This is a genomic window from Arthrobacter oryzae (assembly GCF_030812315.1).
Lineage (GTDB): Bacteria > Actinomycetota > Actinomycetes > Actinomycetales > Micrococcaceae > Arthrobacter > Arthrobacter oryzae_B.
In genome coordinates, this window is sequence record NZ_JAUSSM010000001.1 from 682,258 (window position 1) to 709,254 (window position 26,997).

General features: G+C 65.9%; 27 protein-coding genes and 1 riboswitch. Of the genes, 19 read left to right on the forward strand and 8 right to left on the reverse strand.

Features of this window, described 5'->3' with window-relative positions; all coding sequences use genetic code 11:
- Positions 1-64: 64 nt before the first annotated feature.
- Positions 65-1,453, reverse strand: a complete 1,389-nt coding sequence (locus tag J2S97_RS03165) for a glucose-6-phosphate dehydrogenase (protein WP_307046466.1) — start codon at positions 1,451-1,453, stop codon at positions 65-67.
- Positions 1,454-1,604: 151 nt separating this feature from the next.
- Here J2S97_RS03165 and ffh point away from each other — a divergent pair, with 151 nt between their 5' ends.
- Both ffh and J2S97_RS03175 read left to right on the forward strand, forming a co-directional pair.
- Positions 1,605-3,206 (forward strand): signal recognition particle protein, encoded by a 1,602-nt coding sequence (gene ffh / locus J2S97_RS03170; RefSeq protein ID WP_307046468.1) that lies wholly within the window; start codon positions 1,605-1,607, stop codon positions 3,204-3,206.
- Between the two features lie 81 nt (positions 3,207-3,287).
- Positions 3,288-4,022 carry an alpha/beta fold hydrolase gene (locus J2S97_RS03175; RefSeq protein ID WP_307046470.1) on the forward strand — a complete coding sequence of 245 codons (735 nt, stop codon included), beginning with the start codon at positions 3,288-3,290 and terminating at the stop codon, positions 4,020-4,022.
- A gap of 75 nt (positions 4,023-4,097) precedes the next feature.
- Here J2S97_RS03175 and thiC read toward each other — a convergent pair whose 3' ends face one another.
- Positions 4,098-5,918 (reverse strand): phosphomethylpyrimidine synthase ThiC, encoded by a 1,821-nt coding sequence (thiC, locus tag J2S97_RS03180; protein WP_307046472.1) that lies wholly within the window; start codon positions 5,916-5,918, stop codon positions 4,098-4,100.
- Positions 5,913-6,020, reverse strand: a riboswitch (TPP riboswitch). Its footprint overlaps the gene before it by 6 nt.
- An 84-nt stretch (positions 6,021-6,104) precedes the next feature.
- Between thiC and J2S97_RS03185 the strand changes: the two genes are divergently transcribed.
- From J2S97_RS03185 to J2S97_RS03265, 17 genes are all read left to right on the forward strand, one after another.
- A complete protein-coding gene (locus J2S97_RS03185; protein ID WP_307046474.1) occupies positions 6,105-7,193 on the forward strand; it encodes an amidohydrolase family protein in 1,089 nt (362 codons plus the stop codon).
- Between the two features lie 79 nt (positions 7,194-7,272).
- The gene (locus J2S97_RS03190; protein WP_307046477.1) at positions 7,273-8,148 is read left to right on the forward strand and encodes a VOC family protein; all 876 of its coding nucleotides are present in this window, start codon (positions 7,273-7,275) and stop codon (positions 8,146-8,148) included.
- Between the two features lie 114 nt (positions 8,149-8,262).
- Positions 8,263-8,700, forward strand: coding sequence for a hypothetical protein (locus J2S97_RS03195; RefSeq protein ID WP_307046480.1), 438 nt, complete (start codon positions 8,263-8,265; stop codon positions 8,698-8,700).
- Between the two features lie 184 nt (positions 8,701-8,884).
- A complete protein-coding gene (rpsP, locus tag J2S97_RS03200) occupies positions 8,885-9,307 on the forward strand; it encodes a 30S ribosomal protein S16 (protein ID WP_028271661.1) in 423 nt (140 codons plus the stop codon).
- Between the two features lies 1 nt (position 9,308).
- The gene (locus J2S97_RS03205) at positions 9,309-9,551 is read left to right on the forward strand and encodes an RNA-binding protein (RefSeq protein WP_011692324.1); all 243 of its coding nucleotides are present in this window, start codon (positions 9,309-9,311) and stop codon (positions 9,549-9,551) included.
- Positions 9,552-9,693: 142 nt separating this feature from the next.
- Positions 9,694-10,332, forward strand: coding sequence for a ribosome maturation factor RimM (gene rimM, locus J2S97_RS03210; RefSeq protein WP_307046486.1), 639 nt, complete (start codon positions 9,694-9,696; stop codon positions 10,330-10,332).
- The gene (gene trmD / locus J2S97_RS03215; protein WP_307046488.1) at positions 10,333-11,157 is read left to right on the forward strand and encodes a tRNA (guanosine(37)-N1)-methyltransferase TrmD; all 825 of its coding nucleotides are present in this window, start codon (positions 10,333-10,335) and stop codon (positions 11,155-11,157) included.
- Between the two features lie 257 nt (positions 11,158-11,414).
- Positions 11,415-11,774 carry a 50S ribosomal protein L19 gene (gene rplS / locus J2S97_RS03220; RefSeq protein WP_011692321.1) on the forward strand — a complete coding sequence of 120 codons (360 nt, stop codon included), beginning with the start codon at positions 11,415-11,417 and terminating at the stop codon, positions 11,772-11,774.
- Positions 11,775-11,858: 84 nt separating this feature from the next.
- Positions 11,859-12,536: a signal peptidase I gene (gene lepB / locus J2S97_RS03225; RefSeq protein WP_307046491.1), complete on the forward strand. Its 678-nt coding sequence runs from the start codon at positions 11,859-11,861 to the stop codon at positions 12,534-12,536.
- On the forward strand, positions 12,537-13,523 hold the full coding sequence (lepB, locus tag J2S97_RS03230) for a signal peptidase I (protein ID WP_307046493.1): 987 nt from the start codon (positions 12,537-12,539) through the stop codon (positions 13,521-13,523).
- A complete protein-coding gene (locus J2S97_RS03235; RefSeq protein WP_307046496.1) occupies positions 13,524-14,189 on the forward strand; it encodes a ribonuclease HII in 666 nt (221 codons plus the stop codon).
- A 97-nt stretch (positions 14,190-14,286) separates the two neighbouring features.
- Entirely contained in the window at positions 14,287-14,613 is a 327-nt protein-coding gene (locus J2S97_RS03240) for a DUF2469 domain-containing protein (RefSeq protein WP_003806068.1), read from the forward strand.
- Between the two features lie 571 nt (positions 14,614-15,184).
- The gene (locus J2S97_RS03245; protein WP_307046498.1) at positions 15,185-15,541 is read left to right on the forward strand and encodes a YraN family protein; all 357 of its coding nucleotides are present in this window, start codon (positions 15,185-15,187) and stop codon (positions 15,539-15,541) included.
- Entirely contained in the window at positions 15,541-17,085 is a 1,545-nt protein-coding gene (locus J2S97_RS03250; protein ID WP_307046501.1) for a YifB family Mg chelatase-like AAA ATPase, read from the forward strand. Before J2S97_RS03245 ends, J2S97_RS03250 begins: the two co-directional genes overlap by 1 nt.
- Positions 17,086-17,095: 10 nt before the next feature.
- Positions 17,096-18,280: a DNA-processing protein DprA gene (dprA, locus tag J2S97_RS03255; protein WP_307046502.1), complete on the forward strand. Its 1,185-nt coding sequence runs from the start codon at positions 17,096-17,098 to the stop codon at positions 18,278-18,280.
- 114 nt (positions 18,281-18,394) lie between these two features.
- On the forward strand, positions 18,395-19,321 hold the full coding sequence (locus J2S97_RS03260; protein WP_307046504.1) for a tyrosine recombinase XerC: 927 nt from the start codon (positions 18,395-18,397) through the stop codon (positions 19,319-19,321).
- A 302-nt stretch (positions 19,322-19,623) separates the two neighbouring features.
- Positions 19,624-20,127: a DUF3145 domain-containing protein gene (locus J2S97_RS03265; RefSeq protein WP_011692312.1), complete on the forward strand. Its 504-nt coding sequence runs from the start codon at positions 19,624-19,626 to the stop codon at positions 20,125-20,127.
- 96 nt (positions 20,128-20,223) lie between these two features.
- Here the strand turns inward: J2S97_RS03265 and J2S97_RS03270 are convergent, their stop codons facing one another.
- The 6 genes from J2S97_RS03270 to J2S97_RS03295 all read right to left on the reverse strand — a co-directional run.
- Positions 20,224-21,462 carry a beta-ketoacyl-[acyl-carrier-protein] synthase family protein gene (locus J2S97_RS03270; RefSeq protein ID WP_307046506.1) on the reverse strand — a complete coding sequence of 413 codons (1,239 nt, stop codon included), beginning with the start codon at positions 21,460-21,462 and terminating at the stop codon, positions 20,224-20,226.
- A gap of 157 nt (positions 21,463-21,619) precedes the next feature.
- On the reverse strand, positions 21,620-21,865 hold the full coding sequence (locus J2S97_RS03275; protein ID WP_011692310.1) for an acyl carrier protein: 246 nt from the start codon (positions 21,863-21,865) through the stop codon (positions 21,620-21,622).
- Between the two features lie 120 nt (positions 21,866-21,985).
- A complete protein-coding gene (locus J2S97_RS03280; RefSeq protein WP_307046508.1) occupies positions 21,986-23,047 on the reverse strand; it encodes a beta-ketoacyl-ACP synthase III in 1,062 nt (353 codons plus the stop codon).
- A complete protein-coding gene (locus J2S97_RS03285) occupies positions 23,044-23,973 on the reverse strand; it encodes an ACP S-malonyltransferase (RefSeq protein WP_307046510.1) in 930 nt (309 codons plus the stop codon). Before J2S97_RS03285 ends, J2S97_RS03280 begins: the two co-directional genes overlap by 4 nt.
- An 87-nt stretch (positions 23,974-24,060) precedes the next feature.
- Positions 24,061-25,305, reverse strand: coding sequence for a PucR family transcriptional regulator (locus tag J2S97_RS03290; RefSeq protein ID WP_307046511.1), 1,245 nt, complete (start codon positions 25,303-25,305; stop codon positions 24,061-24,063).
- A 166-nt stretch (positions 25,306-25,471) separates the two neighbouring features.
- The coding region (locus J2S97_RS03295) for a transketolase-like TK C-terminal-containing protein (protein WP_444875927.1) at positions 25,472-26,997 on the reverse strand (1,526 nt) is incomplete at its 5' end.

The following is a 26,997-nucleotide window of genomic DNA, read 5'->3' on the forward strand; positions in this document are numbered from 1 at the left end:
GGCAAGCGAAAAGCGGGCCCGGCACCTGAAAAGGCGCCGGGCCCGCTTTTGCGTTGCGGGATGCCTAGGCGGGCCAGTTTTCCGGCCCCGAGGTTCCGGCGGCGTATTCCTCCAGCGGAACACTGCCGCGGCTCCAGGCCTTGATGACCGGCTCAATGATCCGCCAGCAGTCCTCGGCGGTGTCCGCCCGCACCGACAGCAGCGGATCGCCGGTGAGGACGCCCTCGAGGACTTCACCGTAGGGGAGCAGGTCGGACGCGCTGAGCTCGGCGTTGAGGGTGGCCCGGTCAAGGCTCAGGACGTTTCCGGGGCCGTTGACGTCGACGTCGAACTGCAGGGTGTCGGGCCCGAACCCGATCCGGAGCTGGTTGGGCGAGTCAACGCCGGTGAAACCCCTGGGCAAATGGGGCACCGGTTTGAAGGTGACCACGGCCTCCTTGCGTTTTACCCCCAGCGCTTTGCCCGAACGGAGGATAAACGGGACGCCCTGCCAGCGCCAGTTGTCGATGTCCACTTGCACTTCAGCCAGCGTCTCGGTGTTCCTGGCCGCGTCCACGCCTTCTTCCTTGGCGTAGTCGGGCACTTTCCGCCCGGAAATGGATCCCGCCGTGTATCGGGCGCGGCGCGTGCTTGACCGGTAGGGCGCCTTGATGCTGCTGGCGCGCAGGAGGGTGGCCACCGCGTCCCGGAGATCGCGCTCCTCAACCGAAGCCGGCGGCTCAATCGCCATCAGGGCCATGATCTGCAGCAGGTGGCTCTGGATCATGTCCCGGAGCGCGCCGGCGGAGTCGTAGTAGCGGGCGCGTCCTTCCAAGGCCAGGTCCTCGTCGAAGATGACCTCCACCTTTTCGATGTAGTCCCGGTTCCAGACCGGCTCCAGGAAAGTGTTGGCGAAGCGAAGGCCCAGGATGTTCAGCACTGTGGCCTTGCCCAGGAAGTGGTCCACCCGGTGGATGTGGTCCTCCGGGACCAGTGCCGCCAGGGTCTGATTGAGGTGGCGGGCGGAATCCTCACTTGATCCGAACGGCTTTTCCATCACCAGCCGCGTACCGGCCGGAACGTCCCCCGGGGCCAGCACCTCGCACGCCTTCTGGCTGACGTGGGGCGGAAGTGCGAAGTAGACGGCCACCGGTGCCTCAAGGCCGGACAATAGGGCGGCGAGCTCCCCGCCCGCAGTGACGTCAAGCTGGTGGTACGCGGTTGTTCCGGCGATCCGCTTGAGCTCCCGTTTGCCGGCGGCGTCCGCCTGGGAGTTCGAGTCGGCGAAGGACGATTCGACACGCTCAAGCCACTGTTCCTGCGACCAGGGATCCGATCCTGCGCCAACGAGCGTCAGCCCCCCAGCGCGCCCTTTTGCCGCCAGCCGGGCGAGTCCCGGCAGCAGCAGCCTGCCGGTGAGGTCCCCGGATGCGCCTAGGATGAGCAGGGTTTTTACAGTTGTTTGGCTGGCCATCCTGCCAGCATGCCATCTTGAAGGGCTGTCTTGGTACCCTAGATAGTCGAGTCCCGTTGTCGAGGCAGTTGGTCCAGGCCAACAACAGTCACGACTCTGGCGAGCCGCACCGGCCGCCAGCTGTAGATCCACTGAAAGAAGTGCACGGCGCGTGTTCAATTCACTCTCTGACCGGTTGACAGCAACCTTCAAGAATCTGCGTGGCAAGGGCCGCCTCACCGAGGCGGACGTTGACGCCACCGTCCGCGAGATCCGGCGGGCCCTGCTGGACGCTGACGTTGCCGTGTCCGTGGTGCGGGAATTCACGGGGCGGGTGCGCGAACGTGCCCTCGGCGCCGAGGTTTCCGGTGCATTGAACCCCAGCCAGCAGATCGTCAAGATCGTCAACGAGGAACTCGTTGAAATCCTGGGCGGCGAAACCCGGCGCATCCGCCTGGCCAAGACCGGCCCCACCATCATCATGCTCGCGGGCTTGCAGGGCGCCGGCAAGACCACCCTTGCCGGCAAGCTCTCCAAGTGGTTGAAGTCCCAGGGACACAGCCCCATGCTGGTCGCCTGCGACCTCCAGCGGCCCAACGCCGTGAACCAGCTCCAGGTTGTCGGCCAGCGTGCCGGCGTCCCCGTTTTTGCCCCGCACCCGGGTGCCACCTCCGCCGAGCTGGAACACCCGGCCGGCGACCCCGTGGCGGTCGCCCGCGCCGGCGTCGAAGAAGCGCGGCAGAAGCTGCACGACGTCGTCATCGTGGACACCGCCGGTCGACTCGGCGTGGACGCCGAAATGATGGAGCAGGCACGCCAGATCCGCCGGGCCATCGTTCCGAACGAAGTGCTCTTCGTCATCGACTCCATGATCGGCCAGGACGCCGTCAACACGGCACTCGCCTTCGATGAGGGTGTCAACTTCACCGGCATCGTACTTTCCAAGCTCGACGGCGACGCCCGCGGCGGCGCCGCCCTGTCCGTCGCGTCGGTCACCGGCAAGCCCGTCATGTTCGCCTCGACCGGTGAAGGCGTCAACGACTTCGAGCTGTTCCACCCGGACCGGATGGCTTCCCGCATTCTCGACATGGGTGACGTCCTCACCCTGATCGAACAGGCTGAAAAGTCCTGGGACAAGGACGAAGCCGCCCGGATGGCGAAGAAATTCGCCGACCAGGAAGACTTCACGCTCGACGACTTCCTGGCCCAGATGCAGCAGATCCGCAACATGGGCTCCATGAAGAAAATGCTCATGATGATGCCGGGCGCGCAAAACATCCGGCAGCAGCTTGAACAGTTCGACGAACGCGAAATCGACCGGGTGGAAGCGATCGTCCGTTCCATGACCCCGCACGAGCGCGTCGCCCCCAAGATCATCAACGGTTCGCGCCGGGCGCGCATCGCCAAGGGCTCGGGCATGCACGTCTCGGACGTCAACGGCCTGCTGGAGCGGTTTGCCCAGGCTCAGAAGATGATGAAGAAGATGGCAGCGGGCGGCGGAATGCCCGGGATGCCCGGGATGCCCGGAATGCCCGGCATGGGCGGCGGCGGTGGAGCCCGCAAGGGCGGCGCCAAGAACGCGCCCAAGAAGAAGGCCAAGTCCGGAAACCCGGCCAAGGCAGCGCAGGAACTCCGCGAGGCCGAGGCCAGGCGCGCGAACGCCAGCAAGGCACTTCCCACCGGCGCCGCCTTCGGCCAGCAGGGGGCGGACTTTGACCCGTCACAGCTCAACCTGCCCAAGGGCTTCGATAAGTTCCTCGGCGGGAGCAAGTAGTTCCTGGCGGCGCGGTCATCCGCACGGGCAACTCCGATGTCGGCGTGCCGGAGTGTCCGGCCATTGCCATAGGGTTGGGGCATGTTTAAGCAGCGCGTAGTGTTCGTCCACGGTTCGGGGGCCTTCGGGTCCGCTGCGTGGCCCAAGCAGCACGGCATGGCCCTTGCCTACGACGCTCTGTTCCTGCGCCGCCACGGCTTTGACGCGGCAGCGGAACCTCTCGAATCAGATTTCCAGGCCGACGCCGACATTGTGCTGGGTGCTTTGGCGGACGAGGGCCGGGGCGCTGCCGGCGGGCATGTGGTGGCGCATTCCCAAGGGGCCATTGCGGCGATGATGGCGGCCGTGGAACGACCGGACCTGGTGCATTCCCTCACCCTGGTGGAGCCCGCCTGCCTGTCCCTGACCGCCGAACTGCCGGCGACTGCGGCGCACCGCGCCCTGATGCAGCCTCTTTTTGATGTGCGGCACCAGCTCGGAGACGATGACTTCCAGCGGGAGTTCGTCCGGCGGGCGTTTTCCGTGCACAGCGAGGAACCGGCGACGCCGGAGGCGCGGAGCGCGGCCCGCCGGCTCCGGCTACAGGCGCCTCCGTGGGAAGCGCCGCTTCAGATCGTGCCTGGAGTCCCCACCCTGGTCCTCACCGGAGGCTGGGAGCCGCTGTACGAGGAAATCGCCGGCTACCTGCGCGAAACCGGTGCTCTGCACCGCGTTGCCGCGGGCGGACACCGGCCGCAGGATTCGGTGGAGGGCGACCGGTTCATCCGGTCGTTCATCGCAGAGGTCAGCCGGCGTCAGCACTCACAGGCGTCTTAGCGGATCCCTCACCTGCGGCCCTGGGCGGGCCCGGCCGGCTGGCCCCCAATGGCCAGCCGGACGGAGATTTGGACGCTAGCGCCCGGGAGCCGGTACGCTCAGCTCCGGCAGGTAGACCTTGCCGCCCGCGGCCAGGAATTCGTTGCTCTTCTCACGCATGCCGGCAGCCATCTCCGCGAGGGCTGTCTGGGCCTCGGCTGAACCGTATTCGTCCCTGATGTCCTGGCTGATGCGCATGGAGCAGAACTTGGGGCCGCACATCGAACAGAAATGGGCAGTCTTGGCCGGTTCGGCAGGCAGCGTCTCGTCATGGAACGCTTCCGCAGTGACCGGGTCCAGGGACAACGCAAACTGGTCCCGCCAGCGGAACTCGAACCGGGCCTTGGACAGCGCGTCGTCCCGCTCGTGGGCGCCCGGGTGGCCCTTGGCGAGGTCGGCGGCATGGGCGGCGATCTTGTAGGTGATCACACCGGTCTTCACATCGTCCTTGTTCGGCAGCCCAAGGTGCTCCTTGGGCGTGACGTAGCAGAGCATGGCCGTGCCGTAGCGTGCGATTTCCGTGGCGCCGATGGCGGAGGTGATGTGGTCGTAGCCGGGAGCGATGTCAGTGACCAGCGGCCCGAGGGTATAGAACGGCGCCCCCTTGCAAAGTTCCTGCTGGCGTTCCACGTTCTCGCGGACCAGGTGGAACGGCACGTGGCCCGGACCTTCGACCATCACCTGCACGTCGAATTCCCAGGCACGCTGCGTCAGTTCAGCCAGGGTATCCAGCTCGGCGAACTGGGCGGCGTCGTTTGCGTCCGCCGTCGCACCTGGCCGCAGTCCGTCGCCCAACGAGAACGCGACGTCGTACTTGGCGAAGATCTCGCACAGCTCGTCGAAGTGCGTGTACAGGAAGTTTTCCTGGTGGTGGGCCAGGCACCAGCCGGCCATGATGGCGCCGCCCCTGGACACGATTCCGGTGACCCGTTTGACGGTGAGCGGAACATACCGGAGCAGCACGCCGGCGTGGATGGTCATGTAGTCCACACCCTGTTCGCACTGTTCGATCACGGTGTCCCGGAAGATCTCCCAGGTGAGGGCGTTTGCTTCGCCGTTGACCTTCTCCAGGGCCTGGTAGATCGGTACCGTGCCGATCGGGACCGGGGAGTTGCGGATGAGCCATTCCCGAGTGGTGTGGATGTCGTCGCCGGTGGACAGGTCCATCACCGTGTCGGCGCCCCACTGGGTGGCCCACTGCAGTTTGTCCACTTCCTCGGCAATGGAGCTGGTGACGGCAGAATTGCCAATATTGGCATTGATCTTCACCAAAAAGGCCTTGCCGATGATCATCGGTTCGGATTCCGGGTGGTTGATGTTATTGGGGATGATGGCGCGGCCGGCAGCCACTTCACTCCGGACCAGCTCCACGTCACAGTTCTCCCGGAGGGCAACAAACTGCATCTCCGGCGTCACCACGCCCTGCCGTGCGTAGTGCATCTGCGTGACGGTCTTGCCGTCGACGGCCCTGCGGGGCACCGGCTGCGCGCCCTTCCACTCCGCGGACGCGGCGCCGCGGCGCACGGCCGACTTGCCGTCGTCGAGCAGGTTCCGTTCCCGGCCGCTGTAGGGCTCGGTGTCGGCCCGCGATTCGATCCAGCGGGACCTGAACGGTTCCAGGCCCACCACGGGATCGCTACCGGGCCCCGCCGTCCGGTACACCCGGAACGGAGGGTTGGCTGCGCCGCCCGGTGAATCCTCCAGGGCGATCTCGGTCACCGGCACCCTGATCCCGGTGTCCTCGTCAGCGATGAACGCCAACGAGTGGGACTTCAGGGATTGTGTTTCAACCGTTCCCGATGCGCCGGCAGCGGTTTCATTTTGGGCAGGGATCAGCTGTGCTTCTTGTGTATTCACGGAATACTCACTTCCTTCGCCGGCATTACCCGGACAGGTTCAACGGTCGCAGGCTGCATCAGCCCGATCTCAGCCCCTGCAAGGGCACCCGTGTGGTCGTAAACGAAGCTACCACAGGGCCGGGTGGTGTCCTTGTCACACGGCGTTCAAGTCGGCGGCTGCAGTCTGCCGGTCTAGGCTTGAGGCATGGCTGGCATCATCGAATTCAGCGGGACCGTGCTCACGGCCCCGGACGAGGAGCGGCACGGCCTCTGGGCCGTCGACGGCAGGCTGACATTCAGCCGTCCGGCCGCTCCCGCCGACGTTGTGCTGGACGGCTGGGTCCTGCCTGGCTTGGTGGATGCGCATTGCCACATCGGACTCGGACCCGCCGGGGATGTTCCCGAGTCCTTGGCTGAAGAGCAGGCCATCACGGACCGGAACGCCGGTACCCTGCTGGTCCGCGACGCGGGCGCAGTACATGACACACGCTGGCTCCAGCACCGCCCCGAGCTGCCCCGGATCATCCGGGCCGGCCGGCACATCGCCAGGACCGAGCGCTACCTCAGGGGATTCGCCGTCGAGGTTGAGCCGGAAGGCCTGGTCGAGGCGGTGCGGAAACAGGCGCTCGCCGGCGACGGCTGGGTCAAGCTGGTGGGGGACTGGATCGACCGCGATGCCGGCGACCTCGCGCCGTCGTTCCCGGCCGCCGTGGTGCGGGACGCCGTCCGCGCCGCCCACGATGAAGGCGCCAGGGTGACCGCACACTGTTTCGCTGAGGACACGCTGGATGACATGCTCGACGCCGGCATCGACTGCATCGAGCACGGAACCGGCCTTCTTCCGCGGCATCTGCCCCGGTTCGTGGAACAGCGCGTCCCGATTGTGCCCACGCTCATCAATATTGCAACGTTCCCGGAGATCGCTGACCGGGCGGAAGCCAAGTTCCCGCGCTACTCGGCGCACATGCGGGCGCTGTGGCAGCGGCGGAACGAGCGGATCCTGGAGGCCTACGAAGCGGGTGTGGCGATCTACGCCGGGACGGATGCGGGCAGCATCATCGGCCATGGCCGGATCGTGGATGAGATCCAGGCGCTCCACGCCGCAGGCCTGCCGGCAACAGCGGCGCTTGACGCGGCGTCATGGGCAGCGCGGGAGTGGCTGGGAGCAGAGGGCATCGCGGAAGGTGCCAGTGCCGACGTCGTACTTTGCGGACAGGACCCCCGGCTCCATCCGGCCACCCTGCTGGACCTGTGGCACATCGTTCTTCGTGGACGGCAGCTCCGCCAGGAATAAATTGAAGCTTCAAGTAATTTAACTCTATGTAATCGTCGCCGGACGCCGGTGGCGGAATTTCAGGAGTTTGGGAGTTGCCATGACCGCAGAATCCAGCAGCAAGGACCTGCTGCCCGCCGATCTCGCCATGGGCACTGTGATGCTCAAGGTGGGGAACATGAAGCTGATGACGGACTATTACCAGCGGGCGCTCGGGCTGGAAACCGTGGCTGACCAGGACGGCGGTGTGTACCTTGGCCGGCGCGGAAGGCCCTTGGTCCACCTGGCGCCGGCCCCCGGGCTCAACCTCCCGGCCCGGGGGGAGGCCGGACTGTTCCATACGGCGTTGCTTTTCGAGGACCGGCCGTCGCTCGCCGCCACGGTGGCCTCCGCGGCCCGGTATGAACCCGGATTGTTCACGGGCAGCGCGGACCACCTCGTCAGCGAGGCGTTCTACTTCAGCGACCCTGAGGGCAACGGAATCGAGCTCTACTGGGACCGCCCGCGTGAAGACTGGTCCTGGCAGGGCAGCAATGTGGTCATGGACAGCCTGGCGCTGCCGCCGCAGAGGTTCCTGCAGGAACACCTGACCGAAGAAGCGGTGAGCGGGCAGCTGGAGTCCCGGGCCGGCGTCGGGCACGTCCACCTTCAAGTGGGCGATGTTCAATCAGCGGATGATTTCTATGTGGGCACGCTTGGTTTCGAGAAAACCGCGGGATGGCACGGGCAGGCCCTGTTCGTCTCGGCCGGCGGCTACCACCACCACATGGCCATGAACGTCTGGAACAGCAGGGGCGCCGGACCCAGGCGGGACACGCTGGGCCTGGGCGAAGTACTGATCGAAGTTCCGGACGGAGACGATGTTGGCGCGCTCGCCGACCGTCTGCGGGTGGCCGGCGTCGCCTCCCACCACACGGGGGCGGAGCTGCGGTTCGAGGATCCGTGGCGCAACCGGATCCGCGTCGCCGTCCGCTAAGGGTGCGCTGACCAGCACGTCCATCTGGGTTAGGCTGAATCCGGACGGCCCCGGGGCAGCCGCGAGGCTGCTGGTCAGGACCATCACACCGCCGACGGAATGAGGATGATTTCCATGGGTTTCACTGAAATCTTTGTTTCCACCCACGATGAGGCCCTCAAGCGCGCGGGGGTACTCGACGGCGGGGGACCTGCGGCTCCTGAGGCGCTCCGGATTCCGGACATCAGCGATTTTGAAATTGAGCAGCTTGGCGACCTTGCCGGCGCAGCGGTGCACGCGGCGGGCGCGGACTACGAACTCGCCATGGTGGATGTGGCGAGCGATTCGCTCCTGGGCGTGCCGCCGGCCATGGTCCGGGCGCTCGCGGAACTCCTCAGCTACGAGACCGAGGGAGAGGGCAACATCCTGGAGGATGTTGCTGCCAGATGGGCGGCGGAGGAGGACATGCCTTTCGGGTCCGAAGAGGCCCGTGGCTACGTTCAGCGGCTGGCCCAGCTCGCCGGCAGCGTGGACCCCAATGCCCGAACCGGGCTGTACGTGTGGTCGTCCTGACCGGGCCGCTGTGTGTCAAGTCGAAATCCCGGCGTTGATCTGGCACAATGAACAGGTACTCGATCTGCGTGGCCCCTCTCTCCGCGTCCGGATCTTGTCCTTTTAGAACCCCCTAGTACGGCCCGCCCCACGGGTGCAGAACGCCGGGCTCGACCCCGTTTCAGAAACAGGAGTGACCACAAAAGTGGCCGTAAAGATTCGCCTTAAGCGCTTTGGTAAGATGCGCGCACCGTACTACCGCATCGTCGTCATGGACGCACGCTCCAAGCGTGATGGCCGTGCCATCGAAGAAATCGGCAAGTACCACCCGACCGAAGAGCCCTCGTACATCGAGGTCGACACGGACCGTGCCCAGTACTGGCTCGGCGTCGGCGCACAGCCGTCCGAGCAGGTTGCCGCGATCCTCAAGATCACCGGTGACTGGCAGAAGTTCAAGGGTCTCCCCGGCCAGGAGGGCACCTTGAAGACCAAGGCTCCCAAGGCTGCCTTCGTTACCCCGGAAAAGGGTTCCGTGATCATCCCGGAAGCCATCACCAAGAAGGCCAAGAAGGACGAGGCAGCCGAAGCTTCCACCGAAGCTGAAGCAGAGACCACCGAGGCTGAGTAAATTGCTGGCAGAAGCGCTCGAACACCTTGTCCGCGGGATCGTTGACAGTCCTGAGGACGTCAAGGTCAGCGCCAAGAACAACCGCCGCGGGGACACCCTCGAGGTGCGCGTTCACCAGGACGACCTCGGACGGGTGATCGGACGTCAGGGCCGCACGGCACGCGCACTGCGCACAGTCGTGGCGGCGCTGGCCGGTGGCGAACAGGTCAGGGTCGACGTCGTCGACACCGACCGCCGCCGGTAAACGCCCCGCAAATATTTGTCTCAAGTCCGGCCCCTTCACCAGATTATGGTGGAGGGGCCGGACTGTTTTTCAGCAGAAACCCGGCGCGGCAGCAGGCGCGCGGCAGAACCAGCACAGAACGAATCCCGGAACAGAGGAACAGATGCAGCTTCAGGTGGCACGAATCGGCAAACCGCACGGTATCCGCGGCGAAGTGACCGTCCAGGTCCTGACCGACGCGCCGGAGGACCGCTTCATTCCGGGCACGGAATTCCGGGTTGAGCCCGCGTCGGTGGGGACGCTGACCGTGGACAGCGCCCGCTGGAACAAGGACATCCTGCTGCTGGGTTTTGAGGGTGTTGTGACCCGCAACCAAGCCGAAGCCCTGCGCGGGGCCAGGCTGTTCATCGAGACTGAAGAGCTCGACGAGGACGACGACGAAGGCTGGTACGAGCACGAGCTCGTCGGCCTCGAGGTCCGCGTCGGCGAAGCCGTTGTGGGCAAGGTTTCCGGGCTGCACACCCTTCCGGTACAGGACCTCATTGTCGTCGAGGCAACCGACGGCAAGGAGATCCTGATTCCCTTCGTGGAGGAGATCGTGCCCGAGGTCAATGTCGGCGAAAAGTACATCCTGGTCACCCCGCCGCCCGGGCTCTTCGACATCAACGCGGATGATTCGGGCGAAACACCGGATGACGGCGACGCCGAGCCGGGCAGGACCGACGCACGCAGGACCGACGCACGCAGGACCGACGCACGCAGGACCGACGCAGGCAAGACCGAGGCCGGAGACAACGCGTAAATGAGGATCGACGTCGTAAGTATCTTCCCGGAGTACCTTGCGCCACTGGAACTGTCCCTGATCGGGAAGGCCCGCCAGGACGGCCTGCTGGACCTGAACGTCCACGACCTCCGGGAGTTCACCACGGACAAACACCGGTCGGTGGACGACACCCCGTACGGCGGCGGCGCCGGCATGGTGATGAAGGCTGAACCGTGGGCACAGGCGCTGGCTTCGGTGGCCGGGGCAACGGAAGGCGCCCCGTCCCGCAAACCGGTGCTGATCGTCCCCTCCCCGGCGGGCGAACGGTTCACCCAGGCGCTGGCGCACGAACTCGCCGGGGAAGACCAGCTGATCTTCGCCTGCGGCCGGTACGAAGGCATCGACGAGCGGGTCATCGAATGGGCGGAAGAACACTTCACCGTCCGGCCCATGAGCCTGGGGGACTATGTCCTGAACGGCGGCGAAGTGGCCGTCCTGGCCATGACGGAAGCCATTGTCCGGCTCCTTCCCGGCGTCGTGGGCAACCCGGAGTCCCTCGTCGAGGAATCACACTCCGACGGCCTGCTGGAATATCCGGTGTACACCAAACCCTCCACATGGCGTGACCGCGACGTTCCGCCCGTGTTGTTGAGCGGAAACCACGGCAAGATTGCGCAGTGGCGCCGCCACCAGCAGTACCGCCGCACGGCTGAACGCCGTCCGGACCTCCTTGCCGGGTTCGACGCCGGAAAGCTGCCGCGCGCGGACCGCACCGCACTGGGGGACCTGGGGTACGACGTCGTGGACGGTCGGCTGCGACTCCGCCCGGAGGCGGGCGGAGAAGGCACAGCCGCCCAAGCCTGAGGTCCGGGGCAACAACCGACGCCATCAGGCGGTTCCGGATTCGCCGGAATCCTCGGAATGTGGCAAAATTAGTCCTTGTGCCTGCTGGGTGCGCACCTGCCACAGGGGGAGCGTCGCCAACAGCCCGGCACCCCGGTCCCGTCAATCAGTGATGGAGCCGGATCAGAAAACTTTCGGCAGTCATTTCCGGGCCTTTCCCGGGCTTGGCCGCCGTGACCCAAAGTGGATGACCTGTGGCGTTCACCAGGAGTGGATCAATGCATATCCTCGATACCGTAGATGCAGCCTCGCTGCGCACCGATGTTCCCCAGTTCCGCGCTGGTGACACCCTCAAGGTTCACGTGAACATCATCGAAGGCAAGAACTCCCGTGTCCAGGTCTTCCAGGGCTTCGTCCTGGGCCGCCAGGGTGACGGCATCCGCGAAACCTTCACGGTCCGCAAGGTATCCTTCGGTGTCGGCGTAGAGCGTACCTTCCCGGTACACTCCCCGATCATCGACAAGATCGAGGTCGTCACCAAGGGTGACGTCCGCCGCGCCAAGCTTTACTACATGCGTGCACTGCGCGGTAAGGCCGCGAAGATCAAGGAAAAGCGCGACTTCAGCACCGCCAAGTAAGTCTTCCGGACTTCCACGGCGGGTCCAGAACCCGGATCCGGCCCGCGCCGGAGCCTTCCGCAACAGCGCCACAGGATACGGATCATGGACCAGTCAGAACGCCAGCCCAGGAAACTGGGCTGGCGTTTTGCGTTGCTGGCCCTGGCACTGGCACTGCTCATCAGCGGACTTGTCCGCGCCCTCTGGCTGGACGTGTATTACATACCGTCCGCTTCCATGGAGCCGCTCTTCGGCGCGGGGGACCGGATCCTGGTTTCCCGTACCGACTTCCAGTCCGAACCTGTCCGGCGCGGCGACGTCGTCGTCTTCGATGGCCGCGGGACGTTCGCCCCGCTTAACAGCGGTAACGGGCCGGTGCAGGATGCCGCCGCGGCGGCCGGACACTGGCTTGGCATTACAGGCAGTGATACAACCTACATTAAGCGGGTTATCGGGTTGCCCGGCGATCATGTTGTCTGCTGCGATGACCGGCAGCGGCTCACAGTGAACGGCCAGGCGATTGAGGAACCATACCTCTATGGCGGGGACGTGGCGAGCAAGCAGAAGTTCAGTGTGATCGTTCCGGCGGGACGGCTATGGTTGCTGGGAGACCACCGGTCCATGTCCGCCGATTCCCGAAGCCTGCTCGGCGCACCGGGAGGCGGCATGGTGCCCCTGGACCGGGTGATTGGCCGCCCGGTCCAGATCATCTGGCCCCTCGACAGATTTGCGGCCGTGCCCCGGCCCGCAGAAACCAGCACGACAACGAAGGACGGACAGTAGATGCCCGAGACCGATCCCCGGACTCCTGATCCGTTCAAGCGCGATCGCGCCGGACGCGACTACACAGCACGCGACCACGCAGGACGCGACTCCTCCGGGCGCGACTACTCGGCAACTGCCACGGACGGGGGCGAGTCGGCTCCCTCCGACGGTCCGCCTGTTGCGCCGTCGGCCGGTCCGTATGCCGGTCCGTCAGATTCGGGGCCGGCAGATTCGGCGCGGCCCGCCCTCCGGGCGGAAAGCCGGGCAGCGGGTTCGAGGGGCGCCCATTCGAAGGCCGGTCCCTCCAAGTCGGCCAAGGAAAGCAAAGCCCACAGCCCGCTGTACCTCTGGATCAAGGAAGTGGCCACGGTGGTGGCCATCGCGGTGGTGCTGTCCTTCCTGATCAAGACGTTCCTGTTCAGGGCGTTCTATATCCCGTCTGAATCCATGGTCAGCACGCTCGACGTGAACGACCGTATCTTCGTCAACCTGCTCGTGCCGGAGCCTTTTGCCCTCGAACGCGGCGACGTCGTGGTCTTCAAAGACACCAAGGGGTGGCTGGTCCCGACGCCGGACAAAGCTGATGGCCCGTTCACGTGGGTCCAGGACGGCCTGACGTTCGTCGGCCTGCTGCCGGACAATTCGGAGCAGCACCTGGTCAAGCGTGTGATCGGCCTCCCGGGCGACCACGTCGTGTGCTGTGACGCCGGCGGCAAACTCACCATCAACGGCAAGGACGTGGAAGAGACGTACGTCAACCCCGCAGAGGTGCCTGATATCCGCAACTTCGACGTCGTTGTCCCTGACGGCAAGATCTGGGTGATGGGAGACAACCGGAACCACTCGGCGGACTCCCGCGCCCACCAGGACAGCAACGGCGGCTTCATCGACATGCCAGACATCGAGGGCAAGGCAGCCGTCATTGCCTGGCCCCTCAACAGGCTGACCGGGCTGGGCAACTATCCCGACGTGTTCCAGAACGTTCCCGCACCGACCGGAAAATAAATGTCCATTGCACCAACCCTCGACTACGAGCACCGCTTCCTGAGTTCCGGTGCCAGGCTCCTGGCCGGCATCGACGAGGTCGGCCGGGGAGCCATTGCGGGACCCGTGACCGTGGGCATCGCCGTCGTCGACCTCAGCCGCCCGGTTCTTCTCGACGACGTCCGCGACAGCAAGCTGCTGAAGGAATCCGATCGCGAGCGGCTGGAACCCCTCGTGCGCAGCTGGAGCATCGCGTCGGCTGTGGGGCACGCTTCGGCCAGCGAAATCGACGCAATGGGCATCATCGCGGCGCTGCGGACCGCTGGGACGAGGGCCTGGCTCCAGATTCTGGCTGCCGGCGTAACCCCCGACGTGGTGCTGCTCGACGGGAGCCACAACTGGCTCTCACCCGAGACGCAGGCCTCCCTCTTTGACGACGCCCCGGCCGGGCCCGGCTGTGACGCTCCGGTTCACACCCTCGTCAAGGCAGACATGCAGTGCTTGAGCGTGGCCGCCGCCAGCATCCTCGCCAAAGTGGAGCGGGACCGGCTCATGCGCACGCTGCACACGGAGTTCCCGGCCTTCGCCTGGAACGAAAACAAAGGCTACGGAACGGCCTCGCACAAAGAAGCCCTCAAGGCAGCGGGCCCCACGCCATATCACCGGGTGAGCTGGCAGATTCTCTGACGTCAGCCCGCCGTGGCCGGCGGTCCGGGGAGCGGGCATCGGGCTGCGGAGGCAGCGCATGGCCCACACGGCGCGCTGAATGGTGCAAGATGGAACCATGAGTGCCGAGGATCTTGAGAACTATGAAACCGACATGGAGCTGCAGCTCTACCGCGAATACCGTGACGTTGTCGGGCTGTTCAGCTACGTAGTCGAGACCGAACGGCGTTTTTACCTGGCCAACCACGTTGACCTGCAGGCGCGAAGTGCAGACGGAGAAGTATATTTCGACCTCACCTTGCAGGATGCCTGGGTGTGGGACGTTTACAGGTCGGCCCGCTTCGTGAAGAGCGTCCGGGTGATTACGTTCAAGGACGTCAACGTGGAAGAGCTGCCCCGCAATGAGGAACTGGCCCTTCCCAAGGACGTGGACCTGGGCAACTGACCCGGGCAACTGGTCAAGCCAAGTGATCAATCGGCCGGCAGGTGCACTACCTGTTTTTTGCGCAGGGTCTGGCATCCCTGCCATCCTTGGCGCGAGACTACTGTATGGGATTGATTCGTAGTTCTGTTCCGACGGCTTACCGCGTAGCGGAGGGGTCTCGCGTCCTGCAGGCACATCCTGACGGTGCTTGAGTCGAGCGCCGAAGGGCTCGTACTGGCACCGCCTACCCGGCTGACATCAGAGAAGATCTCACCATGAAAATACTCTGCTGGTTCCTAGGGCACATCTGGAGCAGCCATGCCGGCTTCTACGAGGAGCGGCCGCACCAGTCTGCCCACTGCATGAGATGCGGAACCCGCGCCTAGCGGTTCCTGCCCAGCCCCTGCCTAGCGGCGGCTAGTGGCGGTTTGCCGGCTTCGTTTCACCTCGTGTGGTTCGCCGGCGGCGCACCCTGCAGGACCGCCTTCCACTTCTCCTCCACAAAACCCCCTTTGCCGTGGTTTCCCACATAGGGCACTCAGTGCATATGCCTGCCCTTCGCCGCTCCCGCAGGCTGGTGGCGGAGGTAAGAATGAGAGCCAAAGACATGCTTGGCCGGCGCGGGGAAGAACTGGCTGCCGGATACCTGGAATCACAGGGCATGCGGATCGTGGACCGCAATTGGCGCTGTGCCGAGGGCGAAATCGACATCGTGGCGCTTGATGGCGACTCGCTGGTCATCGCCGAAGTGAAGACGCGAAAATCCCTGGCCTACGGGCACCCCTTTGAAGCTGTGGGTGTTGCCAAACTGGCGCGACTTCACCGGCTGGCATCGGCATGGTGCCGTGACCACGAGCTCCGCATGCCGTTCCGCCGCGTCGACGTAGTTGCCGTCCTTGACGACGGCGCCGGACAGCCGCGCGTGGAGCACCTCAAAGGGGTGGGGTAGTGGGCCTCGGCAGGACATACTCGGTGGCCCTGGTGGGCCTTAACGGCTACATCGTGGAAGTTGAGGCGGACATCGGGCAGACTCTCCCAGCATTCATCATCCTGGGTCTTCCCGATGCATCGCTGAACGAAGCCAAGGAAAGGATCCGCTCGGCGGCCCAGAACTCAGGCATCCCGCTGAGCCGGCGCAAGATCACAGCCAATCTCATCCCGGCATCGCTGCCAAAACGGGGTTCCGGCTTCGACCTGGCCATCACCATGGCTGTCCTGCGCGCAGCAAACGACATCAAATCGACCGAGCGGACCGTCTTCATCGCCGAGCTGGGCCTCGACGGCAGGCTCAGGCCGGTCCGTGGCATCCTCCCGGCGGTAATGGCCGCTGTGCAGGCGGGCTACCCGGACGTTGTGGTGGCCCAGGCGAATGAGGCGGAGGCCGGGCTCGTGCCCGGTGCAAGGGTCCGCGGCTACAGGACCCTGGCCCGCCTCGCGTGCGACTTCGGTGCGGACCCGCAGGAACTTGCCCTGGACTTTGAGCCGGATGACGAGGACTCTTACGGCGACGATCCGGCCGTGGCGGGACCGGACCCGGACATGTGCGATGTGGCCGGCCAGGCGGAAGCCCGTAAAGCCCTGGAAGTGGCCGCCGCCGGCGCCCACCACTTGCTCCTGTCGGGCCCTCCGGGGGCCGGCAAGACCATGCTCGCCGAACGGCTCCCGGGCCTGCTGCCGGACCTGGCTGACGGCGAAGCGATGGAGGTCACCGCGATCCACTCCCTGTGCGCCCTGTCGTCCGCTGCCGTGCAGCTCCTCCGCCGGCCGCCGTTCGAGAATCCCCATCACACGGCCACCGCGGCTGCCATCATCGGCGGCGGCTCAGGGCTGCCCCGGCCGGGTGCAGCGTCGCGGGCGCACCGGGGGGTGCTTTTCCTTGACGAGGCTCCGGAGTATGAACGGCGTGTCCTCGATGCGCTCAGGCAGCCATTGGAGAGCGGGGAGTTGGTGATTCACCGGTCTGCGGGAACCGCCGCCTACCCGGCACGGTTCCAGCTCGTCCTGGCCGCCAACCCCTGCCCCTGCGGAAAGGCGTCGGGGAAAGGGCTCGACTGCACCTGTACGCCCATGATGAGGCGACGGTACCTGGCGCGGATGTCCGGGCCGCTGTTGGACCGGGTGGACATCCAGTTGCAGGTGGAGCGGGTCTCGCTGGCTGACTTCGGCCAGACCGGCGCGGAAGAAGACACCGCTACGGTTGCTGCGCGGGTACGCGCTGCCAGGGACCGCCAGCTGGAGAGGCTGCGGCCGCTGGGCCTCGAAACCAACTCGCAGGTGCCGGGCCGTGTCCTTCGCGGGGCCCTGCGCCTGCCGCCACCCGCCACGCGGATCCTTGACCGTTCGCTTGAACGCGGAGTGCTCACAGCCCGCGGTTACGACCGTGTACTCCGTTTGGCCTGGACGCTGGCGGACCTGGCTTGCCGTGACGCCCCGGACGACAACGACATAGGGCAAGCGCTGGGACTCCGGCAGGCCGCCTCGGCCGTGGCCTGAAAGGAACACGATGACTGAACAAGAACGCATTGCGAGGGCCGCCCTGTCCAGGCTGATGGAGCCGCAGGACGCCGTGGGCCTTGCCCTGGTGAGGGTCGCCGGTGCCACGGACGCACTCCGCATAGCCACCGGCCAACTGGCCTCCGGACCGCAGCTTGAACGGGAAATTACCTCCATGCTCGCGGACAACGGCACAGGGAGCTGGCCGGGGATGCACGCTTCCCTCAAGCGCTGGGCGCCGCGTATCCCGGATCTGGCTCCCGAGCGGGATCTCGCCACCCTGCACCGCCTGGGCGGACGGATGATCATCCCGTCCGACGGGCTATGGCCCATGCAACTGGCTGACCTGGGCCTCCATGAGCCCATCTGCCTCTGGTGGCGCGGACTGGAGCAACCGCTGCCCGATGCGGCGAAGTCCATTGCCCTGGTCGGATCCCGAGACAGCACAAGCTACGGCGCTGCCGTCACAGGTGATCTCGCCTATTCGCTGGCGCAGCGGGGTTTCACCATCGTCTCAGGCGGGGCGTACGGAATCGACGCGCATGCTCACCGGTCTGCCCTGGCAGGCGCGGGTGATGCCATGCCCACCATCGCCGTCATGGCCGGGGGAGTGGACCGCTTCTATCCATCCGGCAATGAAGACCTGCTCAGGACGGTGGCGAACCAGGGCGCGGTCCTTGCCGAGGTCCCGCCTGGCTCCGCACCCACGCGATACCGGTTCCTGCAGCGGAACCGCCTCATCGCCGCACTGGCGTCGGTCACCGTCGTGGTGGAGGCCCGCTGGCGCTCCGGCGCGCTGAACACGGCGCACCACGCTGAATCCCTGGGCAGGGCCGTCGGTGCCGTCCCCGGGTCCGTGCACAGTGCCAATTCAGCGGGCTGCCACCGGCTGATTCGCGAAGGGGGAGCCGTCTGCGTCACGGACGCCGGTGAAATTGCGGAGCTTGCCTCCCCCAGCGGCCAGTCGTTGGCGGACATGGCCCCCGAGCAGCGCGCTGACCATGACGGCCTTACCCTGGAGGACCTCATTTTGCTCGATGCTTTACCTCTGCGGTCCACCAGCTCAGTGGAAAAGCTAACGTCCGTCGCGGGCCTGAGCGCAGATTCCGTCAGGGCTGGCCTGGGCCGGCTTGGACTGCTGGGGCTCGCCGAATCCGAACGCGGCGGGTGGAAACGGTCACGCAAGGCCTGCTGAGTGCCTGCAGTCTGGCCTCCAGCCCCACCGCGGCCGTCCCGGGGCCTTTCCAAATTGCGCGGCGTTGGCAGCGTGGTTCCTTGATTGGCGGCCGAATGGTGGGAAAGTTGGACCGTGGACACCCCTGATCTTCCGGCAGCCCTCGCTGGCGCCGCCGACGCCTTCGGCCGCTATCTCGAAGGCGAACGGGCCAGGTCGGCCCATACCGTGCGCGCCTATCTGTCGGACGTCCTTAGCCTGCTGTCGGCTGCAGCAGCAGATGGCGTCACCGACCTCGACGGGATCGAGCTTGCCACCCTGCGGCGGTGGCTCGGCGGGCAAAGCGAGGCGGGCATGTCCCGATCCACACTTGCCCGCCGGGCTGCCACTGCCCGGTCCTTCACCGCCTGGGCAGTGCGGGAGGAACTCCTTGAGGCTGATCCGGCCCTGCGCCTGAAGGCACCAAAGCGCGAAAAGTCACTGCCCGGCGTCCTGCATCAGCAACAGGTTGTGCGCGTCCTGGACGGGCTGGAAGCGGCGGCGGTCGAGGGCGCGCCGCTCGCCATACGGAACCGCGCCATGGTGGAGCTGCTCTACGCCACCGGGGTTCGCGTGGGGGAGCTGGCAGGCATGGACGTGGACGATCTCGACCTGAACCGCCGCACACTCCGGGTCATCGGCAAAGGGAACAAGGAACGGACGGTGCCTTACGGGCTGCCGGCGGCGGTCGCCGTCGACGACTGGCTCCGCCGAGGACGCCCGGTGCTGGCAGCGGACTCGAGCGGGCCGGCACTGTTCCTCGGGGTTAGGGGCCGCAGGGTGGACCAGCGGCAGGTCCGGGCAGTGGTGAAAGATCTGTTGGACGCGCTGGGGGACACGGCAGCTACCGGTCCGCACGCGCTCCGGCACTCCGCCGCCACTCATTTGCTGGACGGCGGTGCGGACCTCAGGGCCGTGCAGGAAATCCTCGGCCACAGCAGTCTGGCAACAACGCAGATCTACACCCACGTCTCGGTTGACCGGCTGCGGCGAAGCTATCAGCAGGCACATCCGCGCGCCTGAGACGTTGCCCGGACGCTGGAACACTGAGCCGTGCGCTGCCGGCTGCGGCGCGGGAAATATTGTTCGCACCCGGCGCGCCGAATTGCACTGGCGTAATTATGCGGCGTACGGCACAATAAGAGTCATGCCCGGCAACTCTCAAGTCTGACTTGAAGCTCGCCCTCCGGCGGGTTTACGCAGTACCGGGCACTAATTTCATAGTCTTGCAGGGATGACCGGCAGTATGCGGGAGCCTTGCGCGACAGACACACATCCAGGCAGAGGTCGTTGGGGAAGACGTACCTACAGCTATGGAGGATGGAATGTCTGTTGCAATGACCCGCGGTGTCTTGTTCGTTCACTCGGCCCCGACCGCCCTGTGCCCCCACGTTGAGTGGGCCATCGGGTCGGTCGTGGACAAGCGCACGGACCTTGAGTGGACTGCTCAGCCGGCTGCGCCCGGAATGTTCCGTTCGGAACTGTCCTGGACCGGCAGCCCGGGGACCGGCGCCCTGCTGGCGTCTGCTCTTCGTGGCTGGGCGCACCTGCGCTATGAGGTCACCGAGGAGCCCAGCCAGGGTGTGGACGGTGGCAGATGGTCGCACACGCCGGAGCTGGGAATCTTCCACGCCGTCACCGACGTGCACGGAAACATCATGGTCTCTGAGGATCGCATCCGCTACGCCTATGAGTCCGGCGCGGGCGATCCCTCCGCCGTCTATCACGAACTCTCCCTTGCCCTTGGCGAAGCATGGGATGAGGAGCTGGAGCCGTTCAGGCATGCCGCAGAGGGTGCCCCTGTGCGCTGGCTGCACCAGGTCGGCTGACCGGCGCAGGCTGACCGGTCCGCCGTGCCATAACCTCCATAACGCAAGAGACCCCCGCCGGACGGCAGGGGTCTCTTGCTGTTGCAACCGCGGACGCTAGATGCTGCGGACTGCAATCACAGCGTTGTGGCCGCCGAAGCCGAACGAGTTGCTCAGCGCCACGATGCTGCCCGAGGGCAGGTCGCGAGCGGTCTTGGTCACGACGTCGAGCGGGATCTCGGGGTCCTGGTTTTCCAGGTTGATGGTTACCGGAGCCTTGCGCTCGTAGACAGCCAGCACGGTCAGCACGGCCTCCACGGCACCGGAGGCGCCCAGCAGGTGGCCCATCTGGGACTTCGTTGCCGAGACCGCCACGTTGTCCACATGTGCGCCCAAGGCGGCCCGCAGGGCCGTGTACTCGGGCTTGTCCCCGACAGGGGTGGAGGTTGCGTGCGCGTTGACGTGGACCACGTCCTCGGCCTGGATGCGGCCATCGAACATTGCGGCCTTCAATGCGCGGGTGGCACCCAGGCCTTCGGGGTCCGGGGCGGTGATGTGGTAAGCGTCAGCCGTCACCGAGGTTCCGGCGAGCTCACCGTAGATCCGTGCTCCGCGGGCAAGCGCGTGTTCCTCGGCCTCGATGACCAAGGCGCCGGCGCCTTCACCCATGACGAAACCGTCGCGGCCAGTGTCGTAGGGGCGCGAAGCACCCGCGGGATCGTCATTGCGGCGCGAGAGGGCCTGCATCGAGGCAAAGGCAGCAATGGGCATGGGGTGGATCGCCGCTTCGGCCCCGCCGCAGACGACGACGTCGGCTTTGCCGGAGCGGATCAGGTCCAGGCCAAGGTGCAGGGCCTCGGTGCCGGAGGCGCAGGCGGACACCGGAGTATGGGCGCCTGCACGGGCGCCCAGGTCCAGGCTCACCGCTGCGGCCACACCGTTGGGCATCAGCATGGGCACCGTCATCGGCAGGACACGTCGCGGACCCTTTTCGCGCAGGGTGTCCCACGCGTCCAGCAGTGTCCACACGCCGCCGATGCCCGTGGCGAAAGCCACAGCCAGGCGGTCGTGGTCGACTTCTGTAATGCCGGAGTCCGCCCAGGCTTCGCGTGCGGCAACGACGCCGAACTGTGTGGACGGGTCCATCCGCTTTGCTTCTACGCGGCTCAAAACGTCCAGCGCGGGGGTGGAGGCGCGGGCTGCGAAGTGAACGGGCAGTTCGTACTTGGCCACCCAGTCGTCCTCGAGCGTGTGCGCGCCGGAGACGCCCTTCAGCGCGTTCTTCCACATTGTGGGGACATCGCCGCCAATGGGTGTGGTGGCACCCAGACCGGTAATGACTACTTTGCGTGCCATGGGATCACTCTCTATCGGTGCGCATGCCGGGTCCGGGAAATGCCTGGCCGGGGCTGCGTGGGGAAACTTGAGGTCATTCAGCGGTGCTCGGTCCGGGGCGCTGGTTCAGCACCCCGGACCGGCTACCGGGTCCGGCCATTGCCGGCAGGTGCCAGGACTAGGCCTGTGCGTTTGCGATGAAGCTGACTGCGTCACCGACGGTCTTGAGGTTCTTGACCTCTTCGTCCGGGATACGCACGCCGAACTTTTCCTCAGCGTTGACGACGATGGTCATCATCGAGATGGAGTCGATGTCCAGGTCCTCGGTGAAGGACTTGTCCAGCTCGACAGCTTCGGTGGCGAGGCCGGTTTCTTCGTTGACGATTTCAGCCAGGCCGGCCAGGATTTCTTCGTTGCTAGCCATTGATGGCTCCTTTTCTTGTTGCCGGCAGGTGCTGCCGGAAATGATTCAAGCCGAGATTACGGCTTGGTTCGCGAATCCGTGCTGTACAGAACGTATTCAGTTGTGGGTAAAGGGTGCGGGCTACGGGAGCACGATTACCTGTGCGCCGAAGACCAGGCCTGCGCCGAATCCGATCTGCAGGGCGAGTCCGCCGCTGAGTTCGGGGTTTTCCTGCAACAGGCGGTGCGTGGCCAGCGGAATGGAAGCCGCCGAGGTGTTTCCAGCGTCGGCGATGTCCCGTGCGACCTTGACGGTTTCCGGAAGCTTGAGCTTCTTGACCATCTCGTCAATGATGCGCATGTTGGCCTGGTGCGGGATGAACGCCACGAGGTCCTCGGCAGCGATGCCGGCGGCGTCGAGTGCCTGCTGTGCCACTTTGGCCATCTCCCAGACAGCCCACCGGAAGACGGTCTGGCCGTCCTGGCGCAGCGTGGGCCAGATGGCAGCATCGGTCACCTCGGCCTCGCCGGCGCTCAGTGAACCGGCCTTGTTCGCGGCCAGCGCCAGTTCGCGGACATCCAGCAGCGAGTGTGTCATGCCGATGGCATCCCACTTGCTTCCGTCCGAACCCCAGACCGACGGACCTATGCCTGCAGTCTCCGAAGGGCCGATGACGACGGCGCCGGCGCCGTCGCCGAGCAGGAAGGAAATGGTGCGCTCGGTGTTGTCGATGACGTCCGAGAGCTTCTCGGCACCGACCACCAGCACGTAATCTGCTGCGCCGGAGCGGACCAGGGCGTCGCCCTGGGCAATCCCGTAGCAGTAGCCTGCACAGGCAGCGGAGATGTCGAAGGCCGGAGCCGGCGTGGCGCCGAGGCGGTCCGCCAGGCTGGCGGCCGCGGACGGCGTCGCGAAGGGATGCGTCACAGTCGAGACGATGACCGCGCCCAGCTGGGTGGCTTCGATTCCGGCCTTCGCCAGGGCTTCGCGGGCAGCGCCCTCCGCCATGTCAATGACGCTGATGTCTGCGGGGGCGCGGTGACGGGTCACAATGCCGGTGCGCTGCCGGATCCATTCGTCCGAGGAATCGATCCACTGGCAGACATCGTCGTTGGTGACGATGACGTCCGGGCGGTAGGCACCCAGTCCGAGGATGCGGGTGTGTTCCCGCAGCGGTGCCTGCTTGAGTGCGGGAGCGCTCATGCCTGTCCCTCCAGTTCTGCGAATAGTGCGAGGGCGGCGGTGAGGTCCTCGGGAGTCTTGACGGCTACCGTCTTGACTCCGGGCATGCCTCGCTTGGCGAGCCCGGCCAGGGTGCCGGCCGGCGCAAGTTCAATGACGCCCGTGACGCCGCGCTGCACCAGCGATTCCATGCACAGGTCCCAGCGGACCGGCCGTGAGACCTGGGCGATGAGGCTGCCGACTGCCGCGCCGCCGTCGGTCACTTCCTTGCCGTCAAAGTTGGAAAGGAGGGGCACCTGCGGGTTCTGCGGCTGAAGCGACGGCTTCAGTGCTTCCAGCGCCGCAACGGCGGGGGACATGTGCGAGGTGTGGAAGGCCCCTGCCACCTTCAGCGGGATCACGCGGGCCCTGGCCGGGGGATTGTCAGCGAGGGTCTTGAGCTGCTCGAACGTGCCGGCCGCGACGGTCTGGCCGGCACCGTTCACGTTGGCCGGCGTGGCGCCGGAGGCCTCGATGGCTGCAAGGACCTCGGCCGGGTCGCCGCCTACCACTGCACTCATGCCCGTGGGCGTGACGGCGGCAGCAGCGGCCATGCTGTTGGCACGTTCCCGCACGAAGGTCATGGCCTCGGTCTCGGTCAGGACACCGGCAAGCGCCGACGCCGTGATCTCGCCGACCGAATGTCCGGCGAGGACGACCGGAAGGGTGCTGAGTTCAACGTCGAACAGGGACTTGGCGGCGATCAGTCCGGCCGCAACGATCAGCGGCTGTGCCACCGCCGTATCCTTGATGGTTTCCTCATCCGACGTGGTGCCGTGTGCGGTGAGGTCGATGCCTGCTATTTCACTGAGGGAGGCCAAATGGCCTGCGACGGGAGGCAGTTCCAGCCAAGGGGCTAGAAAACCAGGGGTCTGGGAGCCCTGTCCAGGGCAGACGATTGCAAGCACGTATCCAGCTTTCCAAATTACCGCGTGATTCTCGGTGTATTCATGCACCAAGCTCACTGGGTCAGTTTGTAGGAAGTCTACAACGGTTCAGTTGCCGTTCCGGGACGGCTGGCGTTCTGTGGGCGCCTTGGGAGGCACGGAAAGTCGTCCCACCACGAGTGCCGCCTGAAGGACAAACGCCTCCCGCGGAAGCAGCGGATCCCAGCCGGTGACGTCACAAACCCGCTTGAGCCGGTAGCGGACGGTGTTGGCGTGCACGAAGAGTTCGCGCGCCGTAGCCTCCAGCGAATGGCCCAGTTCGAGGTAGGTTCCCAGAGTCTCCACCAACCCGTTGGAGGCAGCGACGAGGGGCCGGTAGATGTTTTTGATGAGGGACCGGCGCGCGGCATCGTCCCCGGAAATGACCCGTTCCGGCAGCAGGTCGTCGGCGGCGACAGGGCGCGGCGCCGAGGGCCAGGCCCGCGCGGCCGTCAGCCCCGCGAAGGCCGACTGCGCTGAACTGCTCGCTTCCAGCAGGGAGCCCGCCTCGGGGCCGTAGACAACGGGTCCCGGGGCGAACAGTTCGCTGAGCTTCAGGTAGGCGCTCTCCCGGTCCTGGACGCCGCCGAGGATGAGGATGAGGCGGTCCCCCTGGATGCCCACGAGGGCGTCCTCAGCGAACCGGCCGGCCGTCCGGCGCAGCTCGCTGACGTAACTGGCGCTCGGTTCCGACGGCGAATTGCCCACCATTACGGTAAACCGCTCCTGCGCTTTCCAGCCGAGGGCGGCAATACGGGACCGCAAAGCGTCCGTGTTTTCGCCGCGGAGGATCGCATCAACGATCAGGGCTTCCAGCCGGGTGTCCCAAGAGCCCCTTGATTCGGCGGCGCGCGCGTAGACGTCAGCGGCGGCAAAGGCCACTTCGCGTGAATAACGGAGGACGGCTTCACGGAGGGCCGGCTGGTCCGCTTCCGGAGCGATCACGGGAACCTGGTCCTCCACGACCTCCACGACGATCCTGATGAGCTGGAGGGCCTTCTGCAGGCTGATGGAGCGGGTCAGCTCGGTGGGGGCGGTCCCGAAGACGTCCGTGAGGATCCACGACGGCGAGCTGGGCCGCTCGTACCACGTCACAAAAGCGGCGATCCCGTTCTGGGCCACCATTCCGAGGGCGGACCGCTCATCGGAACTCAGCCGGCTGTACCAGGGGAGTGATTTTTCGAGCTGGCGCATGGTGGTGGTGGACAATTGCCCCACACTGGCCCGGAGTTTCTTCAACGTCTGGGCTTTTTCCGGCGTCAGGGCGGGCGATGCCGGCTTGCGCTTTGCGGGAGTGGGGTTTGGCTCTGCCATGCATCGAGCATACGGTGCGCGCAGGCCAACCTCCATTTGTGCAAAGGCTACAACTCGATTTGTGCTGCATCACAGGACCGCCGCGTTCGCGGAACGCTGGGCCAATAACGACGACGGCGGCCCCCACCGTTAGGTGGAAGCCGCCGTCAGATTCACTGCTAACGGGTCAGGACTCTCCGCCGGCGTTCCCGGTGGATCCAGCGTTCACGTTGTGGAGCCGGTACTTCTCAATTGCCTGGACCGGAGCCTGGGCGTCCACTTCGCTGCGGCGGGCGAGCATCTCCAGCGAACGGACCACGATGGAGTGGATGTCGTTCTTGAAGAAGCGGCGTGCCGCGGCCCGGGTGTCGGAGAAGCCGAAGCCGTCCGCGCCGAGCGAGGCGAACTCGTTCGGGAGGAACTGGCGGATCTGGTCCGGGACGGCCTTCATGTAGTCCGAGACCGCCACGATGGGGCCGGTTGCCCCTTCAAGCTGGGCCGTGACGAACGGCACCCGTGCCGGCTGGCCCGGGTTGAGGAACGCGTCCTCTTCCGCTGCCATGGCGTCGCGGCGCAGTTCGTTCCAGGACGTGACGGACCAGACATCCGCGGAGACGCCCCAGTCCTCGGCCAGGAGCCGCTGGGCCTCCAGTGCCCACGGCACCGACACACCCGATGCCAGGATCTGCGTGCGGGGGCCGTCAATCTTGGCCGGTGCCAGCAGGTAGATGCCCTTGAGCACGCCTTCAACGTCCAGCTCTTCCGGCTCAGCCGGCTGGGTGATGGGTTCGTTGTAGACGGTGATGTAGTACATCAGGTTCCGGTCTGTCGACTCCGGTCCGTACATGCGCTCGATGCCGTCGCGCATGATGTGGCCCATTTCGTAGCCGTAGGCGGGGTCGTAGGTGACCACTGCCGGGTTGGTGGCGGCGAGGATGGGTGAGTGGCCGTCGGCGTGCTGGAGTCCTTCGCCGGTGAGGGTGGTCCGTCCGGCGGTGGCGCCGATGATGAAGCCGCGGGTCATCTGGTCGGCTGCGGCCCAGAAGGCGTCGCCGGTGCGCTGGAAGCCGAACATGGAGTAGAAGACGTAGACCGGGATCAGCGGCACGCCGTGGGTGGCGTAGGCGGTGCCGGCGGCGGTGAAGGCTGCGACGGCGCCGGCTTCGTTGATGCCGGGGTGGATCAGCTGGCCCTGGGCGGATTCCTTGTAGGCCAGGACCAGGTCCCGGTCCACGGAGAGGTAGTTCTGCCCCTTGGGGTTGTAGATCTTCGCCGTGGGGAAGAACGCGTCCATTCCGAACGTGCGGGCCTCATCGGGGATGATCGGCGCGATGTGCTTGCCGAATTCCTTGTCCCGCATGAGGTCCTTGAGCAGCCGGACGAAGGCCATGGTGGTGGCGGCCTGCTGCTTGCCCGAACCGCGTTTGGCAACCTCGTAGGACTTCGCCTCGGGAAGCGTGATCGAGTCATGCTTGCTGCGGCGTTCCGGGACGGAACCGCCCAGTGCGGCGCGGCGCTCCATCATGTACGCGATTTCCGGCGCGTCGGTTCCCGGGTGGAAGTACGGCGGCTGGTACGGATCGCCCTCAAGCTGCTCATCCGTGATGGGGATGCGCAAGTGGTCCCTGAACGACTTGAGGTCGTCGAGGGTGAGTTTTTTCATTTGGTGGGTGGCGTTGCGGCCTTCGAAGTGCGGTCCGAGTCCGTAGCCCT

Bases quoted from the DNA above. Each gene is read 5' to 3' on its own strand.
- J2S97_RS03165 (WP_307046466.1), bottom strand. From the start codon at position 1,453: ATGGCCAGCCAAACAACTGTAAAAACCCTGCTCATCCTAGGCGCATCC.
- J2S97_RS03175 (WP_307046470.1), top strand. From the start codon at position 3,288: ATGTTTAAGCAGCGCGTAGTGTTCGTCCACGGTTCGGGGGCCTTCGGG.
- J2S97_RS03185 (WP_307046474.1), top strand. From the start codon at position 6,105: ATGGCTGGCATCATCGAATTCAGCGGGACCGTGCTCACGGCCCCGGAC.
- J2S97_RS03190 (WP_307046477.1), top strand. From the start codon at position 7,273: ATGACCGCAGAATCCAGCAGCAAGGACCTGCTGCCCGCCGATCTCGCC.
- J2S97_RS03195 (WP_307046480.1), top strand. From the start codon at position 8,263: ATGGGTTTCACTGAAATCTTTGTTTCCACCCACGATGAGGCCCTCAAG.
- rimM (WP_307046486.1), top strand. From the start codon at position 9,694: ATGCAGCTTCAGGTGGCACGAATCGGCAAACCGCACGGTATCCGCGGC.
- trmD (WP_307046488.1), top strand. From the start codon at position 10,333: ATGAGGATCGACGTCGTAAGTATCTTCCCGGAGTACCTTGCGCCACTG.
- rplS (WP_011692321.1), top strand. From the start codon at position 11,415: ATGCATATCCTCGATACCGTAGATGCAGCCTCGCTGCGCACCGATGTT.
- lepB (WP_307046491.1), top strand. From the start codon at position 11,859: ATGGACCAGTCAGAACGCCAGCCCAGGAAACTGGGCTGGCGTTTTGCG.
- lepB (WP_307046493.1), top strand. From the start codon at position 12,537: ATGCCCGAGACCGATCCCCGGACTCCTGATCCGTTCAAGCGCGATCGC.
- J2S97_RS03235 (WP_307046496.1), top strand. From the start codon at position 13,524: ATGTCCATTGCACCAACCCTCGACTACGAGCACCGCTTCCTGAGTTCC.
- J2S97_RS03240 (WP_003806068.1), top strand. From the start codon at position 14,287: ATGAGTGCCGAGGATCTTGAGAACTATGAAACCGACATGGAGCTGCAG.
- J2S97_RS03245 (WP_307046498.1), top strand. From the start codon at position 15,185: ATGAGAGCCAAAGACATGCTTGGCCGGCGCGGGGAAGAACTGGCTGCC.
- dprA (WP_307046502.1), top strand. From the start codon at position 17,096: ATGACTGAACAAGAACGCATTGCGAGGGCCGCCCTGTCCAGGCTGATG.
- J2S97_RS03265 (WP_011692312.1), top strand. From the start codon at position 19,624: ATGTCTGTTGCAATGACCCGCGGTGTCTTGTTCGTTCACTCGGCCCCG.
- J2S97_RS03270 (WP_307046506.1), bottom strand. From the start codon at position 21,462: ATGGCACGCAAAGTAGTCATTACCGGTCTGGGTGCCACCACACCCATT.
- J2S97_RS03275 (WP_011692310.1), bottom strand. From the start codon at position 21,865: ATGGCTAGCAACGAAGAAATCCTGGCCGGCCTGGCTGAAATCGTCAAC.
- J2S97_RS03280 (WP_307046508.1), bottom strand. From the start codon at position 23,047: ATGAGCGCTCCCGCACTCAAGCAGGCACCGCTGCGGGAACACACCCGC.
- J2S97_RS03290 (WP_307046511.1), bottom strand. From the start codon at position 25,305: ATGGCAGAGCCAAACCCCACTCCCGCAAAGCGCAAGCCGGCATCGCCC.